We start from the raw sequence: 15,792 nt of genomic DNA, 5'->3' as shown, positions 1-15,792 counted from the left end.
CGGACGCTCTTCGGCCGGCTTAATAACAGTAACATGGAACATTTTATCAGAAAGTTTAGTGAAATCACCATAGGTGATATTGGTGATGTTGGTGGAAAAACAGCTTCATTGGGGGAAATTTACAATCAACTAACCAACAATGGAATAAATACGCCAAACGGCTTCGCTGTAACTGTAGCAGCTTTTCGTTATTTCATCGGGTTCAACCGGCTCGAAAAAAAGCTTATTGATTTGATGACCGGTTTAGACCGGCAGAACTTCTCTAACTTAACGATAAGCGGCGCCAGAGCCCGAAAACTGATCATGGACGCCGTTATGCCGAATGACCTGCAAATGGCAATCATAGACGCCTACGATTATATTTTTGAAAATGCAGAACCGACTGTGGCGGTGCGAAGCAGTGCCACAGCAGAAGATTTGCCAGGGGCAAGTTTTGCAGGACAGCACGAATCCTTCCTGAATATTAAAGGCCATAGTGCTTTATTAACTGCCGTAAAGCAATGCTTTGCATCACTTTATACAGATCGGGCTATTAAATATCGGGAAGATAAAAATTTTGATCATGAGAAAGTTTATCTTTCAGTTGCAGTCCAGAAAATGGTGCGATCTGATATGGGGTGTTCCGGTATCGGGTTTACTTTGGAACCAGAAAGTGGGTTCAAGGATATTATACATATTTCGGGTGTGTGGGGATTAGGGGAAAATATCGTACAAGGTACTGTTACGCCTGATGAATTCCTGGTGTTTAAACCAACTCTTAAAAAAAATTTAAGGTGCATTATCCAAAAAAACCTTGGCAGCAAAAACAAAACCATGGTTTGCGCAACTACCGACGATGCAACCAATCCAACAATAAATCAGGATACGCCCTGGGAACTCCGGCAAAAATTTGTACTCAGCGATCAGGAAGTTGAAAAGCTTGCCAACTGGGCGTTGATCATCGAAGACCATTACCGTCAGCCTATGGATTTTGAATGGGCTAAGGACGGGTTCGATCACCAACTCCATATTATCCAGGCTCGTCCCGAAACTGTACATAATCAAGAAAAAAAGATACAGGTAAAAAGTTTCAAAATTGCCGAAAAAGGAGAAGTTATAACCATGGGGGCTGCCATAGGCAATGGCATTACAGCCGGCAGGGCACGCGTGCTCAAAACTCCTGACCAGGCTAACCTGCTTAAAGAAGGCGAAATTCTGGTTACCGAAACAACCAGCCCGGATTGGGACCCCGTATTGAAAAAGGTAGCGGGAATTGTTACTAATAATGGCGGCCGCACTAGCCATGCCGCTATTATAGCCCGGGAACTCGGCGCGGTGGCTGTAGTTGGAACAACAAACGGAACCTATAACATTGAAGATGGTGAGATGATAACCATTTGCTGCGCCGAAGGAAAGACGGGGATGGTTTACAGGGGCAAACTGGAGTGGACTGAAACGGTCAGTGATGTAAGCAAAACCCACCTGCCGGTACACCCGAAAGCCCAACTAATCATAGCCGATCCCGGACAGGCCTTTAAATTATCGATGTTTCCCAACCACGGTGTTGGATTGATGCGAATTGAATTTATTATCGCGAACCAAATTGGGATACATCCAATGGCGCTCGTACACTTTAACCGGGTGTTGGACGAGCAGGAACGGGTAAAAATCGCTCACCTAACAGCTGGCTATGCCGATAAAAAAGCTTATTTTGTAGATAAACTTGTACAGGGTGTTGCCACGATAGCAGCGGCATTTTACCCGAAAGATGTGATCGTGAGGATGAGCGATTTTAAAACCAATGAATATGCCGGCCTCATTGGCGGAAGGTACTTTGAGCCAAAGGAAGAGAACCCGATGATTGGCTTCAGGGGGGCCTCCAGGTATTATGATGATCATTACCGCGACGGCTTCCTGCTTGAATGCGAGGCCATGAAAGTGGTTCGTGATGAAATGGGCTTCAATAATATTAAATTGATGATCCCTTTTTGCCGGACAGTTAAGGAGGGGCAAAAAGTCATCGATCTGATGTCGTCCTGCGGGCTTAAACGGGGCCTGAATGACCTTGAGATCTTCGTTATGGCAGAAATTCCCAGCAATGTATTACTTGCCGAGGAATTCGCGGAAGTATTTGACGGTTTCTCAATTGGTTCAAATGACCTTACACAATTAACATTAGGCATTGATCGGGATTCAGCACTCATAGCAGGCTTATTTGACGAACAGGACGCCGCGAGCAAACAACTGATCGTCATGATGATACAAAAGGCAAATAAACTGAAAAAAAAAGTAGGCCTGTGCGGCCAGGCGGCAAGCGATTCAGAAACGTTCACCAGGCTACTGGTTGAAACCGGCATCGACAGCATCGCTTTTAACGCGGACGCATTGATTAAAGGTATTGAAAATATTAATGATGCCTTGAAATCCTGCAAGAACAAGTCTCAACCAAGTGCGGTATAAGAAAGGGAACCATGAGCTATCTCTTGGATAAACACAAACCGGTTTTTGCCTATGACACACCTGTTAAAACCATCTTTTATATCCTGGTTAAACAGTTGTTCCGTCGGGCTTAAAAATGATTTGCGTCACTTATCAGTGGTATAGATATCAAAAAAAATGCTGTCCGATATCACAAATTTTTCTTCGGGCCCATATTAATTTTACCGTAGATCATTTTTTCAAATCAAGTTAAACAGATATAACGATGGCTTTCACTAAAAATATCAAAGCCTTTTTGAATGACACCGGGGATATCGCAGGATTTGCCGGCCAGTTTTTCTCTACCGGAATTAAACCGCGCTTTGAGGTCCTCGAATTATTAAACCAATGCTATATAATTGGATATAAATCGTTGCCGCTTATCGGCCTCACAGGTTTTATTATGGGCCTTGTTCTTACAATGCAGCTGCGGCCATCCCTGGTTGCCTATGGTGTTGAATCTCAACTTCCGGTGATGGTAGGCATTGCCATAGTTAGGGAGATAGGTCCGGTTATAACAGCGCTGATATTTGCAGGTAAAATAGCCAGCAGTATAGGAGCCGAACTTGGATCCATGAAAGTCACAGAGCAAATTGACGCAATGGAGGTAAGCGGAACCAATCCATTCAAGTACCTTGTCGCTACGCGTACCGTGGCAACTACATTAATGCTACCCGTGCTCACTGTCCTGGGCGACGCTATCGCCTTGTTCGGAGCATACATAGGCGTTAATATCAGGTCGGCCACCAGCTTTTATCTTTTTTTTATTCAGGTGTTTAGAAGTCTCAGTTTCGGCGACGTACTTCCTGCATTTTTTAAAACATTTTTCTTTGGTTTTGCTGTTGGAATCGTTGGTTGTTATAAAGGTTACACATCAAGCAAAGGTACCAGAGGTGTTGGAAGTTCGGCAAACTCAGCTGTTGTATTATCATCTGTAGTAATCTTTTTCATCGACTTGCTGGCTGTGCAACTCACGGATCTGCTTGGTTTAAATTAAAGCATGAAAACACAAACAGCCACCGAAAACAACGTGATTGTGATAGAGAAACTTTGTAAGCATTTCGGCGATCATACCGTGCTGCAAGACTTTGCATTATCAGTCAAAAAAGAAGAGAATGTGGTAGTGCTTGGCAAATCCGGATCCGGCAAGTCAGTACTGATCAAATGCATTATCGGTTTATTGAAACCTGATAGCGGAAACATCAAAGTTTTTGGTCAAAATGTCCCTGATATGTCTCATGAAGTACTCGATCAGGTCCGCGCCCGCATTGGCTTTCTTTTCCAGGGCAACGCACTGTACGATTCCATGACCGTTCGTGAGAACCTGGAATTTCCTTTACGCCGTCACTGGATTGCTGCTTCGCAGAACGAGGTGGAAGCCCTGGTTATGGAGGCTTTGGAAAACGTAGGGCTGGCGCATACTGTTGATCTGATGCCGGAAGAATTATCCGGCGGCATGCTAAAACGTGTCGCTCTTGCCAGGACCATGATCCTTAAACCGGAAGTGATATTATATGATGAACCAACAACAGGGCTCGATCCGGTTACAGCCCGGGAAATCGATAAATTAATTTTGAAACTGCAGGATAAATACCATACATCATCCATTATCATCACACACGACATGAACTGTGTAAAAAACACCGCCGACCGGGTGGCTCTGCTGCTGGACGGTCGTTGTTATGCACAAGGTACATACACTGATTTCGAACATTCGACAGATCCAAATATTCATCAATTTTTCGAATAAATTATGGCAAACCAAACAGCAGGCAATATAAAACTTGGCGCATTCGTACTATCAGGCCTATTTGTGTTAATACTTGCCTTCTATCTTATCGGCAAAAATCATAACCTGTTTGGTAGCGATTTCAACATACGGGTGAGGTTTTCTAACCTCAATGGCCTCACCGTTGGCAATAACGTACAGTTCTCCGGAATTCAATCTGGTACGGTAAAAAAGATCAACATGATCAATGATACTACAATTGAGGTAACATTATCAATCGACAACAAGTTCACATCCTATATTCATAAAAATGCGGTCGCCTCAATTGGCACAGAAGGGCTGATGGGCAATAAAATAGTAAACATAGTTCCTTCAAACTTACCAAGCGCACAAGTTACTGAAGATGATCTTCTTATAGCGCAAAAAAAAATCAGTACCGATGAAATGTTGCAGACCTTGTCCAAAACCAATAATAACGTTGCAGTTATCTCAGAAGCGTTAAAGGGTACTGTCCTGAAGGTTAACGGCAGCACATTCATGGCCCTGCTGAACGATAAAAATGTCTCCGGCAACTTACTTGCCTCTTTGCAAAATTTAAACAAAGCGAGCGCAAATGCTATCAAAATTACCAATGGCATAGATGATCTGATTGTCGGGATAAAAAATGGAAAAGGAGCGGCGGGGGTCTTGCTCAGGGACACCATAGCTGCCGGCAACCTACAGGCGGCTATTTCGAGTATCAGGAAAGCAAGCGATAACGCCGATTCGTTAACCTGGCAGCTAAATAACCTGGCGCGTACCGTAAACGGCCATTTAAACAGCGGGAATGGCTCGCTGCCAATGATTTTAAAAGATTCAGCATTTGCCAAAGACTTAAGGGCAACTATGTATAACCTGCGCCAGGGCACAGATGGATTCAATAAAAACATGGAAGCGCTCAAGCACAATTTCCTTTTTAGGGGCTATTTCAAAAGCCAGGAAAAAGCGCAAAGAAAACAACAGGCTGTGCAATCTCAATAAGCATTTGGGCAATATATTTTAATATGCAAATTCATAAATAGCATATAGTGGCAAATGACTATTAACATGTTTAAAATTTTGTAATTCGCCTCTAATCACATTTTTTAATGACCGGAATCATTCTCTACATGTTGTTTACAAGTGATTTTTGTATATGTAAGTTAAACCAATTATGAAACAACTATCACAAAAAGTGGCCCTTGTAACCGGGGCCGGATCAGGGATTGGAAAAGCCATTGCAAAGCTTTTCGCCGAACAGGGCGCAAAAGTTATGCTTACCGATATCCATCAATCAAATATTGAAGCCGTCGCGGCTGAAATTCGCGCAAATGGCGGTATGGTAGCATGTATCGCTGCAGATATCTCCGTAAAGGGCGATGTGCAATTGGTGATGAAGCATGTTCACAACACTTTCGGCACACTTGATATTTTGGTAAATAATGCCGGCGTTATGGACAATTTTACTCCGGTGACCGATGTAACAGACGAATTATGGGAGAAAGTAATAGGAACAAACCTGAACGGTTGTTTTTTTGCCTGCCGTGAAGCTATACCTCTTTTCCTGGAAAGCGGCTCCGGTACAGTTATTAATATTGCATCCATCAGCGGCTTCCAGGGAGGCCGGGCCGGTGCCGCTTATACAGCATCTAAGCATGCAATAATCGGTTTAACTAAAAACATAGGATATCAATATGCGGATAAAAATATCCGCTGCAACGCTATAGCACCGGGGGGAGTAAATACCAATATCGTTTTTGGCATGGAACCCAATCCGTTTGGCTTTGAAAGGATGAACGCCGGAACAGGCAATGCACCAGGTGCTGCGGCTCCCGAAGCAATTGCTGAAGTTGCCCTTTTCCTTGCTTCGGTAAAATCAAGCTTTATTAATGGCTCCGTGCTAACAGCGGATGGAGGCTGGACAGCATATTAAGCTTTGTTCAAGAAACAATTCTGGCTTGTTTTTCTGGTTTAATTGCTGCCACCGGTTTTTACAGTGGCAGCAACAGGAAACATACCCCGGTAGTCACTATTCCTTAAATCAATTACAACCACTCCGCAGAAAACCGGTTAAACTCGTGGCGCAAATCGTTGAATATTTTTTCTTCGTTAAGATAGCGCTCATGAACTCTGGAATGTTCGGCAGCTATACTTTCAGAAACCATAGTACCGGAAAGCAAAAGATCTGCTTTTATGTCAAGGTCATTACGGTGAATGTCTTGTTTTAGCTCCGTAAGGCATTTTTCATGGATGATGAACTGATTCTGAAAATGTTCCACTTGTTCCTGTACTTCGCGGGCCGTATTGTCGCCGGCAATCTCCTGCAACCTTTCCTGTAAAATGCCAACTCCTGTGTGTAGAACGCGATGCCCCTTAACACATCGTTGTTAAGGTTCTTAATGTGCTTAATGTTGATTTGATTTTTCATAACACAAGGTTACAACGCGCGTTATTCCGGATGAATGACATCCGGCAACCAGGATAATGATATTGGTCATGTTATTACTGATTGTTGCTGATTTTAAGACAAGTGACCACTATCATTTTCAAAGGCCGATAATATCATCTTTTTTTACTTGCCGAAAATCTATTTTTATGGTTGTTGGCGCGCCGGCAATGTAACGCATAGGTATGCCTCGCCGGAGGAAATGTTTTTCTCTAACCATCTACTGGCAACAGAGCCGGAGATCTGCGATATATCGGTTACTCTCAAATGGTATATTAATGAACAGGTAACTTTCTGAAACAGGATATTAAGATTATTGTAAAGTAATAAAAGATTAATATGAAACACACTGGTAACATGCAGGCAATGGTGCTTGAAAAAGCCGGCGGGCCACTGGTATATCGCCAGGTTCCCATTCCTCAGCCTTCTGACTATCAGGTACTGATCAAAATAATTGCATGTGGTATCTGTCGTACCGACCTCCATATATTAGATGGCGAACTGGATAAACCAAAGCTTCCGCTGATACCCGGCCACGAAATTATCGGAACCATCGTCAAAACAGGCAGTACAGTAACTGAACTTTCTTCCGGTCAGTTAGTGGGTGTTCCCTGGCTCGGTCATACCTGTGGGCGTTGTAAATTTTGCCTGTTGGGCATGGAGAACCTTTGTGATGCCCCCTTATTTACGGGATACACTATTGATGGCGGTTATTCCGAATATACGGTTGCCGACGCACGTTTTTGTTTTATATTAGACAAACGATATAATCAGCCGGCTTCAGCGCCCCTGCTCTGTGCAGGTTTGATCGGGTTTCGTTCCTATAGCATGATCGCACCATCGGCCAAAAATGTTGGTTTCTATGGATTTGGTGCTGCTGCTCATATCTTGATCCAGGTAGCTATAGCGCAGGGTAAACAAGTATTCGCGTTCACCAGAGATGGGGACGAGCGTGCGCAACGATTTGCAAAGACCATGGGTGCACACTGGGTTGGCGGAAGTTCCGACGTACCACCCGAAGTGTTGGATGCGGCCATAATTTTCGCTGCCGCAGGGGAACTTATTCCCAAAGCTTTAAAAGATGTAGACAAAGGAGGCCAGGTAATCTGTGGTGGTATCCATATGAGCAATGTACCCGAATTTTCATATAGCTTGCTCTGGGGCGAACGGTCTGTTAAGTCGGTAGCTAATTTAACCCGTCAGGATGGTTTGAATTTCTTTTCTATTTTAAAAAACATCGAAGTATTAACACAAACGAAGGTATTCCGCTTGTTTGAAGCCAATGAGGCGATAAATCAATTCAGATCAGGCCAAATTAGCGGAGCTGCTGTATTGGTTATGAACGATATGTAATTAACATTTCGCTAACTGGGCATACGTGTACATATTGGGATAAGCAGCTACTTTTATCGATAAATACCTCCTTTTACAAACCTTGCTTTATGCATACAAACCTATAAAAGTCAGTCATCAGCCATACGGTGAATATTTTCGATGAGCGGTTTGAGGTTGCTCCGCTCAAGATGATCAAACCCATTACGCATCACTGATTTCTTTTCAGGATCTTTTTCAATCCAGGCGCCCAATTTTAGCATAAGCCGGTCTTTCCACGATAGTCCGGAAACGACACACCTGCCGGGCAGGAAAAATATTTCGGCAACATCTTTGATCTTGGTACCAAGATTATTTTTTATTATCTCCAGTTGTTGCGTTATGTCATTAACTGCGAAGCTGCAAACAATGAAAATGAAAAGCTTTTTGTCCTTTAGCCTGATGTCATTTTCCTTTAACCAATCGCGTAGTACCAGCCGGCCGATATAAACTGAACTGCCTATAACAATGGTATCATAAAGGGCTAAAACTGCAGGTGTTACATTCTCCACTTTTGATACCGGCATCTGCAATGTTTCTCCAAGCCAATGCGCATACTGCCTGGTTGCACCATATTTGCCCTGATAAATAATAATTCCATTCATACCGGTAATTTGATTTGGTTATACAAGTTACTGAACCGGAGCTTATGCAAAAATGACAATGGTCATCCCTAAACCATCAATTACACCAAAGCCGACTATAGCGTCGGTCGATTCTTAACCCGAAACGAGATACATAAAGCTTTTATGAGTACCACTCCCCTGTTATTCATGACGAGAATCAATGATCTTGCTGACAGAAATCACAGCATACATCGCTGATATATAGTTTATTTACATATTAATTACTCATTAACAGGGAGCATGAGAACAGATCAAGAAAGTCACTTAGAAAAAGCATTCAATTATTTGAAGCTACCTGTGCAAGGTCTGGTGCAGGTTCCATCTTATCAATTACATACACTAACTCATTAGCTATGGTTACGAATCACAAAAACACTGCAATAACCTTTTGGATTGCTATCAGTTTGATAGCAATAATAGTACTGATGATGATTTTGTCTGGTATTAAAGTGTATGGTTATCCGTGGTAATTTTTAATTGGTAAAAACAGATAAATTCAGCGCAGAAATTCTGCGAATAGCGTCCCTATTGCACGCCTGTCTTTTTCGACAAATTCAGTTTTTCATTTTAACCAATCGCTGCAGATCAAGCACTGTTATCACACTTCCATTCTTTTCAATCAGGCCCTCGTTACGAAAATCCGACAGGGTACGGCTCACTGTTTCAGTAGCCATACCTGCAAGTGCAGCCAGGTCTTCACGCGAGATCCGGACGCCTTCATTTGGGGAATCGCTTTGGCGATAAAGCCTTAGAATCGCGTCCGCCATCTTTTTTCTGACAGAGTAATACGCAAGTTGTAGTAACCGCTCTTCGCTTTCCCTTATCTGGCCTGCCATCAATTTGATAAAACTATCCGTTACTTCAGGGTATAGGTTCAACATTTCCTGTAACTGCTCTTTTGGTATGAGGCACAATTGGCTATCCTCAAGGGCACTTGCGGTTTCTGAATATGCCTCGCCGGCAAGCAATGCCTGAATACCAAGGTACTGATCCGCTATATGTAAACCAGTAATCAATTCGCGCCCATCGTCTGCCAGTTTACTGGTCTTTATCTTTCCACTAAGAACAACGTATAGTCCATTTCCTCTGTCGCCTTCATAATAAATCACCTGGTTCTTTTTAAAAAAACGGATCTTGCGTTCCCGGATAACACGCTTTAGTTCGTTCAACCCATCAGTCCTGGCAACTATATTGCTGAGTTCGTCCAACCCCTTACTGTAAAATTCCTTTTGTTGCTTTTTCTTTTTCAACCTGCTTTCAATTGCATTAAGTAATTCGACGTCATCAAAAGGTTTGGTCAGGTAATCGTCAGCACCCATTTCCATGGCTTTACGTAAATCGATCCGTTCGGCTTTGGCTGTAAGAAAAATGAAAGGGATATTAGCCGTGTCGGCCGATTTTCCGAGCATAAACAGCACACCATACCCATCCATTTCCGGCATCATGACATCGCAAAGTATTAAATCAGGTAACTGGACTTTAGCCAATTCCAATCCCATTTTACCATTACTTGCTGAAAATACGGTGTAGCCGGCCAGCCCCAGTATTTCAACTACACCCTCGCGAATATCCGCGGAATCTTCAATGATCAAGATTTTAAAACTCATATCGGTGAGCAGTATATTGTGTAATTTAAATCATTAAATTGAAGTGTCCAAATCCCGTGCTAATACAATGTATAACACAAAGCTATTGCAGCTGCCCCCATGGCAGCAAAACTGCTCCAAAGCAGCAATTTGGAAATAAACTTGCTATTGTACTCTCCCATGATTTTGGGGTTAGAGGAGATCCTGGCAATCAGGAACAATAGTGGTACCGCTGCTATCCCATTTAATACAGCCGCATAAACTAATGCCTTAACAGGATCGATGCCAATATAATTGATTAGTAATCCAATTAAAGTGGCAATGCATATGACGGCATAAAAAGAGCGCGCCTTTTTCAATTTTAAATTAAGCCCGGCCTTCCAGTTAAAAGCCTCACAAGCGGCATATCCTACCGAGCCTGAAAGTACCGGAATAGCCAATAAACCAAGGCCTATAATACCGATCGAAAAAATTAATTTGGCTAAAAATCCGGCGTTAGGAAAGGTATGCACCAACGGCTCTATTGCCCTTGCCGCATCAGACGCACTTTTTATGTCAGTTACACCGCTATTGTGCAAAACGGTTGCAGCAACCACTATAATACTCCAGGTTGTGAATTCTGAAAATATCATGCCGATAGTGTTATCAATACGCATTTTTTTAATTTGCATCCAACCGGGCCTGGGTTTATGCCGCGAAAGCCTTTCTTTTTCTTTCTGTTCTTCCACTTCCTGTGAGGCTTCCCAAAAAAACATATATGGAGAAATTGTGGTTCCCAATACCCCGGTTATGATAAATAGAAAATTAAAATTTAACTCAAAATGAGGGATAACAGTTGCTTTCAGGACGGTAAGCCATGGCTGATGTACAATAAACAAAGTTATGGGATACGCCAACAAAGTTACTGCAAGCCATTTTAGTATCCTGGCGTAAGAATGATAAGAAGTAAAAATCTCCAGAAGAAGGGTTAACAGTGTAAAAAACAATGTTAATGCAACAAATGAGGCTGGGATAAGTAATTGGGCCGCAGCTGCCATAGCTCCTATATCGGCCCCGATATTGATTGTATTGGCCACTAATACCAGGCCGACAACTGCATATAAAACAGTTTTGCTGTAATGTTCCTTAATTACAGCTGATAGGCCTTTACCTGCTACCATGCCAATACGTGCGCAAGCTTCCTGAACGGCAATCATAAAAGGTAACATATATAGCGCTGTCCACAGCTGATTGTAGCCAAACTGTGCGCCGGTTTGCGAATAAGTAGCAATGCCAGAGGGGTCATCATCAGCAGCACCAGTAGTAAGGCCCGGGCCTAAAATTGAAAAAAATCTCAAAAAGCGGTTCTTTTTTTTCTTAACCTGTTGATTACCTTTCATGGTTTTGAATATCAGAAAATTATATTATTCCCATACACTAAATGATGAATTTTCTGATCACCTACTATGTTTTGACGCTGGTAGTAGTGGCCGCTTATAAGTTAAAGGTTCAAAATTTGATTTAACATTTTTTGCGCAAAACGAAGCTTATCTTATGCTCGTATTGCGTTGAAGCTTGCCGTAAATAGCCAATTCAAGGCTTGTGTCCATATTATAGATATCCTCAAACCTGATTAATTCACCTTTTTTTATGTCACATGTCAGGTAAGTGATTTTTATAGGAACAGGTTTATTAAGCACGAAATTATGTGTCTTTGATTTTTTAAGAATTTTAAACAATTTGTCGCCTTGGTCTGAAGCGTCATGTTTGAGCAATAACGCGGCGAGCCCGGCAGCATTATCTAACCAGATACAACCATTACTTAAATCACGTTTATCTTTTTCAAACAGCTTTTGATCAGCAATTTGGTTTAAGTATATGTTGTACACATTTTGAAAATGAAAAACCAGCGATCCCAAGGTGTTATCACAGCCGGGAGCCTGTTTAGCGTAATAGCCCTGGGGTGAAGCCAATATGCTCTTAAGTTGGGCGTTAGTGATATCTGTTAATTGACCAGCCTTATTATAAATGCTGATCTGAAGCCGATCAAGGAACAAACTATCAGCTATTGCTTTCGGGAGGATGTCGCGGATAAATATCCGGTCAGGAACAAGCCAGTCTGGAAAAGAAGTAAAATAGGTGATTTGGCTCTGCAAAGTCGGGCTGGGAGTTTGTGGCGTCCCGACAATAGCTTTAAATACCACCAATGTATCCGGCAAATGAAATGTCAGCTCGTAGGTAGGGATATTGATTTGTATATATTTTTCCCCGTCATCAACGTTTGCCCACCTGATTCTTTCCATGTTGACGGCGATTTTCATTACATCATTTCCTGGGGTTCCATAGCAATCATCCGGAGCTTGTCCTCTGATTATGTGCAGCATTTCCTGAAAAGCAGTATAGAGTTTTGCATTAGGTTGTACTTCCAAAACATCTTTCGCAAACTCCGGCGAATGTATAATGTCCTGCAGTTTAGCTTCTGCATGAAATGGTACATCCATTCCATGATCTACCCTGTCGGATCCGTAGTCAGGATTGAGCTTTCCATAATGCAAATAGTTTAGCATGGTAATGACAGCATCTGTAAGCAAAACATCAAACTGTGCCTTTAAGGAGTCACTAACCGAACCTGGATTTTCCAAAATATCGCGGAGCATATCAAACTGAAGCTCTTTAGGATGAAAATCATCATGCGATAATCCGTATTGTAACACACAATCTAAAAGCACCATTGCATTCCCGGTGTTTTGACGTGATTCCGGATTAGTCCATACCGGAAGGTAATTGTTTTGGCGATAAAACCGTGTAACGCTTTGTGGGTAATGTAATTGTTGCGACGTAGCAGCGCTTTTGAGCTGTTCGTTAATTGCGTAATTGGTAATCCCCTTCTTTTCCTGGGCAAATACATTAACCAGAAAAAACGAACTGAAAGTGAATAACAAAAGAACCGACTTTTTCATTGCAATATTTTGTGAGTATCCAAATCTTCTTCAGTGCAGCCCAAGGCTACCTTGATATTGTGTAAAGTTTTGAATAACACTCAGCAAAAAGAATGACACACATCAAATAGCTTGTTGATGCAGATCATAAAATCATGACTGCCACTAAATTGGTGTGATCACCGTCACTATTCATCCTGATATTTATCAAACTTAAAACACTTAAGAGTGATGACATTAGCAATATGAAAATTGTTAGGAGCTTTAGTATTACTGATAATATAACAAACCATCAAATAAATATTGTAAAAGCGATAATTACTGCATCCACGTTTCTGTTCAGCGTTTCCTGTCAATTAAAAGGCGATAAAATAAGGCCGGTAGTTGCTTCCATATCAGAGTCTGTATATGCGTCCGGCATAATTAAAAGCGAGGATCAATATCAAGCTTTTGCCTCAGTTAGCGGTATCATTCAGGAGCAATTTGTAACTGAAGGCCAATATGTTACTGCTGGCACCCCCTTAATATCTATTAAAAAAGAAAATCAAAAGCTAAATGTTGAAAACGCGATGATATCGGCTTCATTTGCCGACTTTAAGCTAAATAAAGATAAACTGGCCGCAGCGGCAATCGTGGTTGATCAGGCCCGGTACAGGATGCTTAACGACTCGGTAATGTTGGTCAGGCAAAAAGAACTGTGGGGGCAGCAGATCGGTACTAAAGTACAGCTTGAGGAAAGGGAATTAGCTGTAGTCAATTCAAAAACAGCCTTACAAACAGCGATAATTAATTTCACAGAATTGAAAAGGCAATTGCGTTATAACGCCGCGCAAAGCATAAACAATCTCAGCATTAACAAACAACAGGAAAGCGACTTTACTGTTAAAAGCAATATAGCCGGAATAGTATATAACCTTTACAAAAATCCGGGCGAAACTGTTGGCCCGCAAACGCCGCTGGCCCTCATTGGCAAAGCCGACAGTTTCTTGCTTGAATTACAAGTGGACGAATATGATATCGTTAAGGTAAATCCGGGGCTTACCGTTTTTGTCACGATGGACAGTTACAGAGGCAAGGTATTTGAAGCCAGAGTGACCAAAATATATCCGGAAATGAACGAACACACCAAAACATTTCGAGTTGAAGCTATTTTTACTACCCCGCCGCTAAAATTATATCCTAACACTACCTTGGAAGCAAATATAATTATCCAAACCCGAAAAAAGGCTTTGCTTATCCCCAGAAGCTACTTGCTCAATGATTCCGTTGTGATAAGAAGCGACGGTGAAAAACTTAAAATAAAAACAGGTCTTAGTGATTACCTGCAAGTAGAAGTAATTTCTGGTCTCCAGTTAAATGATGAACTAATAAAACCGATACCATGAATTTTAAGCTGACCTGGAACATCGCGGTAGCTTTATTATTAGCTCACTTAAGACAGACGATTGTTGCCGCAACCGGTGTAACTTTTAGCATAACAATGTTTATTGCCCTATTGAGTTTTATGGGTGGCTTAAACAAGCTTTTAGATGGGCTGGTAATAAACCGCACTCCCCATATCAGATTGTATAATGAAATTGCAGCTGCACGGCATCAACCAGTGGACCTTACCAACGCATATCGTCACAGTTACAACTTTGTAAGCTCCGTCAAGCCGCAGAACAAGCGCCTGGGCATTTACAATAGCAAGGCTATAATGGAGGCTATCGCACTCGATCCACGCGTGCAGGGACTTTCACCGCTAATTACCGCGCAAATATTCTACAATACCGGACAGGTTAATATCACCGGGCTTATTAACGGGATTGATCCGAATATGGAAAATGAACTTTTTTTATTTGGGGATTATATTATAGCGGGCAAATTCATTGACCTGAAAAACACTCCCAACAGTATTATTTTAGGAAAAGGCATTGCAAAAAAAATGATAGTCCATCTGGGGGACATCATTCACGTAACCCCGGCTAATGGCAACCAGGTGCCTTTAAAAGTAGTAGGAATTTATCAATCCGGTCTTGAAGAGATTGACAACAAGCAAAGTTATACCTCTATCGCAACAACTCAAAAATTACTTGACGAATCAAACAATTATATCACAGACATCCAGGTCAAATTAAAAAACATCACCGAAGCACCGAAAATTGCAGCTTATTACAGGCAGGTATTTAATATAGATGCGATGGATATCCAAACGGCCAATTCACAATTTGATACCGGTAGCTTTATCCGCTCGCTGATATCTTACACAGTTGGGGTAACTTTACTGATTGTAGCAGGTTTTGGGATATATAACATTCTAAATATGATGATTTATGAAAAGCTCGATTCAATCGCAATATTAAAAGCCACAGGATTTTCAGGCAAAGATGTAAGTCGCATATTTAGTACAATTGCATTAGGCATAGGTATTTTTGGCGGCCTGGCAGGGCTGATACTGGGTTTCATCTTATCTGTTATCATAAACCACATCCCATTTAATACAACCGCGCTTCCCACAATTAAAACCTATCCCATTGATTTCAACATAGGTTTTTATTTTATCGCTGGTCTGTTCTCTTTTCTAACCACCTATTTTGCGGGATATTTTCCCTCTAAAAAAGCAAGTAAAGTTGATCCTGTAATCATTATAAGAGGGAAATAA

13 protein-coding genes are annotated in these 15,792 nt (G+C 41.9%); 8 read left to right on the top strand and 5 right to left on the bottom strand.

Annotation, left to right across the window (positions count from 1 at the left end; genetic code table 11):
• Positions 1-33 precede the first annotated feature (33 nt).
• The 5 genes from ppsA to BLS28_RS07695 all read left to right on the top strand — a co-directional run bounded on the left by ppsA (position 34) and on the right by BLS28_RS07695 (position 6,137).
• Entirely contained in the window at positions 34-2,439 is a 2,406-nt protein-coding gene (gene ppsA, locus BLS28_RS07715) for a phosphoenolpyruvate synthase (protein WP_091164179.1), read from the top strand.
• A gap of 244 nt (positions 2,440-2,683) precedes the next feature.
• Positions 2,684-3,454, top strand: coding sequence for an MlaE family ABC transporter permease (locus BLS28_RS07710; protein ID WP_091164177.1), 771 nt, complete (start codon positions 2,684-2,686; stop codon positions 3,452-3,454).
• 3 nt (positions 3,455-3,457) lie between these two features.
• A complete protein-coding gene (locus BLS28_RS07705; RefSeq protein ID WP_091164175.1) occupies positions 3,458-4,207 on the top strand; it encodes an ABC transporter ATP-binding protein in 750 nt (249 codons plus the stop codon).
• A gap of 3 nt (positions 4,208-4,210) precedes the next feature.
• The gene (locus tag BLS28_RS07700; protein ID WP_091164172.1) at positions 4,211-5,206 is read left to right on the top strand and encodes an MlaD family protein; all 996 of its coding nucleotides are present in this window, start codon (positions 4,211-4,213) and stop codon (positions 5,204-5,206) included.
• Positions 5,207-5,378: 172 nt separating this feature from the next.
• On the top strand, positions 5,379-6,137 hold the full coding sequence (locus BLS28_RS07695; RefSeq protein ID WP_091164171.1) for an SDR family oxidoreductase: 759 nt from the start codon (positions 5,379-5,381) through the stop codon (positions 6,135-6,137).
• A 112-nt stretch (positions 6,138-6,249) separates the two neighbouring features.
• Here BLS28_RS07695 and BLS28_RS07690 read toward each other — a convergent pair whose 3' ends face one another.
• The gene (locus BLS28_RS07690) at positions 6,250-6,531 is read right to left on the bottom strand and encodes a hypothetical protein (protein WP_091164169.1); all 282 of its coding nucleotides are present in this window, start codon (positions 6,529-6,531) and stop codon (positions 6,250-6,252) included.
• Positions 6,532-6,989: 458 nt separating this feature from the next.
• Here BLS28_RS07690 and BLS28_RS07685 point away from each other — a divergent pair, with 458 nt between their 5' ends.
• Positions 6,990-8,003 carry a zinc-dependent alcohol dehydrogenase family protein gene (locus BLS28_RS07685; protein ID WP_208102480.1) on the top strand — a complete coding sequence of 338 codons (1,014 nt, stop codon included), beginning with the start codon at positions 6,990-6,992 and terminating at the stop codon, positions 8,001-8,003.
• 110 nt (positions 8,004-8,113) lie between these two features.
• Here the strand turns inward: BLS28_RS07685 and BLS28_RS07680 are convergent, their stop codons facing one another.
• The 4 genes from BLS28_RS07680 to BLS28_RS07665 form a co-directional block, all read right to left on the bottom strand.
• On the bottom strand, positions 8,114-8,626 hold the full coding sequence (locus BLS28_RS07680) for a flavodoxin domain-containing protein (protein ID WP_091164168.1): 513 nt from the start codon (positions 8,624-8,626) through the stop codon (positions 8,114-8,116).
• A gap of 575 nt (positions 8,627-9,201) precedes the next feature.
• Positions 9,202-10,254: a response regulator gene (locus BLS28_RS07675; protein ID WP_091164165.1), complete on the bottom strand. Its 1,053-nt coding sequence runs from the start codon at positions 10,252-10,254 to the stop codon at positions 9,202-9,204.
• Between the two features lie 59 nt (positions 10,255-10,313).
• A complete protein-coding gene (locus BLS28_RS07670; protein ID WP_091164163.1) occupies positions 10,314-11,612 on the bottom strand; it encodes an NRAMP family divalent metal transporter in 1,299 nt (432 codons plus the stop codon).
• Between the two features lie 147 nt (positions 11,613-11,759).
• Positions 11,760-13,172 (bottom strand): L,D-transpeptidase scaffold domain-containing protein, encoded by a 1,413-nt coding sequence (locus BLS28_RS07665; protein ID WP_091164161.1) that lies wholly within the window; start codon positions 13,170-13,172, stop codon positions 11,760-11,762.
• Between the two features lie 224 nt (positions 13,173-13,396).
• On the opposite strand from BLS28_RS07665, the gene BLS28_RS07660 reads away from it, so the two are divergent.
• Both BLS28_RS07660 and BLS28_RS07655 read left to right on the top strand, forming a co-directional pair.
• Positions 13,397-14,536 carry an efflux RND transporter periplasmic adaptor subunit gene (locus tag BLS28_RS07660; protein ID WP_091164158.1) on the top strand — a complete coding sequence of 380 codons (1,140 nt, stop codon included), beginning with the start codon at positions 13,397-13,399 and terminating at the stop codon, positions 14,534-14,536.
• Entirely contained in the window at positions 14,533-15,792 is a 1,260-nt protein-coding gene (locus tag BLS28_RS07655) for an ABC transporter permease (protein ID WP_091164154.1), read from the top strand. Before BLS28_RS07660 ends, BLS28_RS07655 begins: the two co-directional genes overlap by 4 nt.

This window comes from Mucilaginibacter gossypii, assembly GCF_900100945.1.
Taxonomy (GTDB): domain Bacteria; phylum Bacteroidota; class Bacteroidia; order Sphingobacteriales; family Sphingobacteriaceae; genus Mucilaginibacter; species Mucilaginibacter gossypii.
This window is presented reverse-complemented; position numbering and strand designations above follow the sequence as displayed.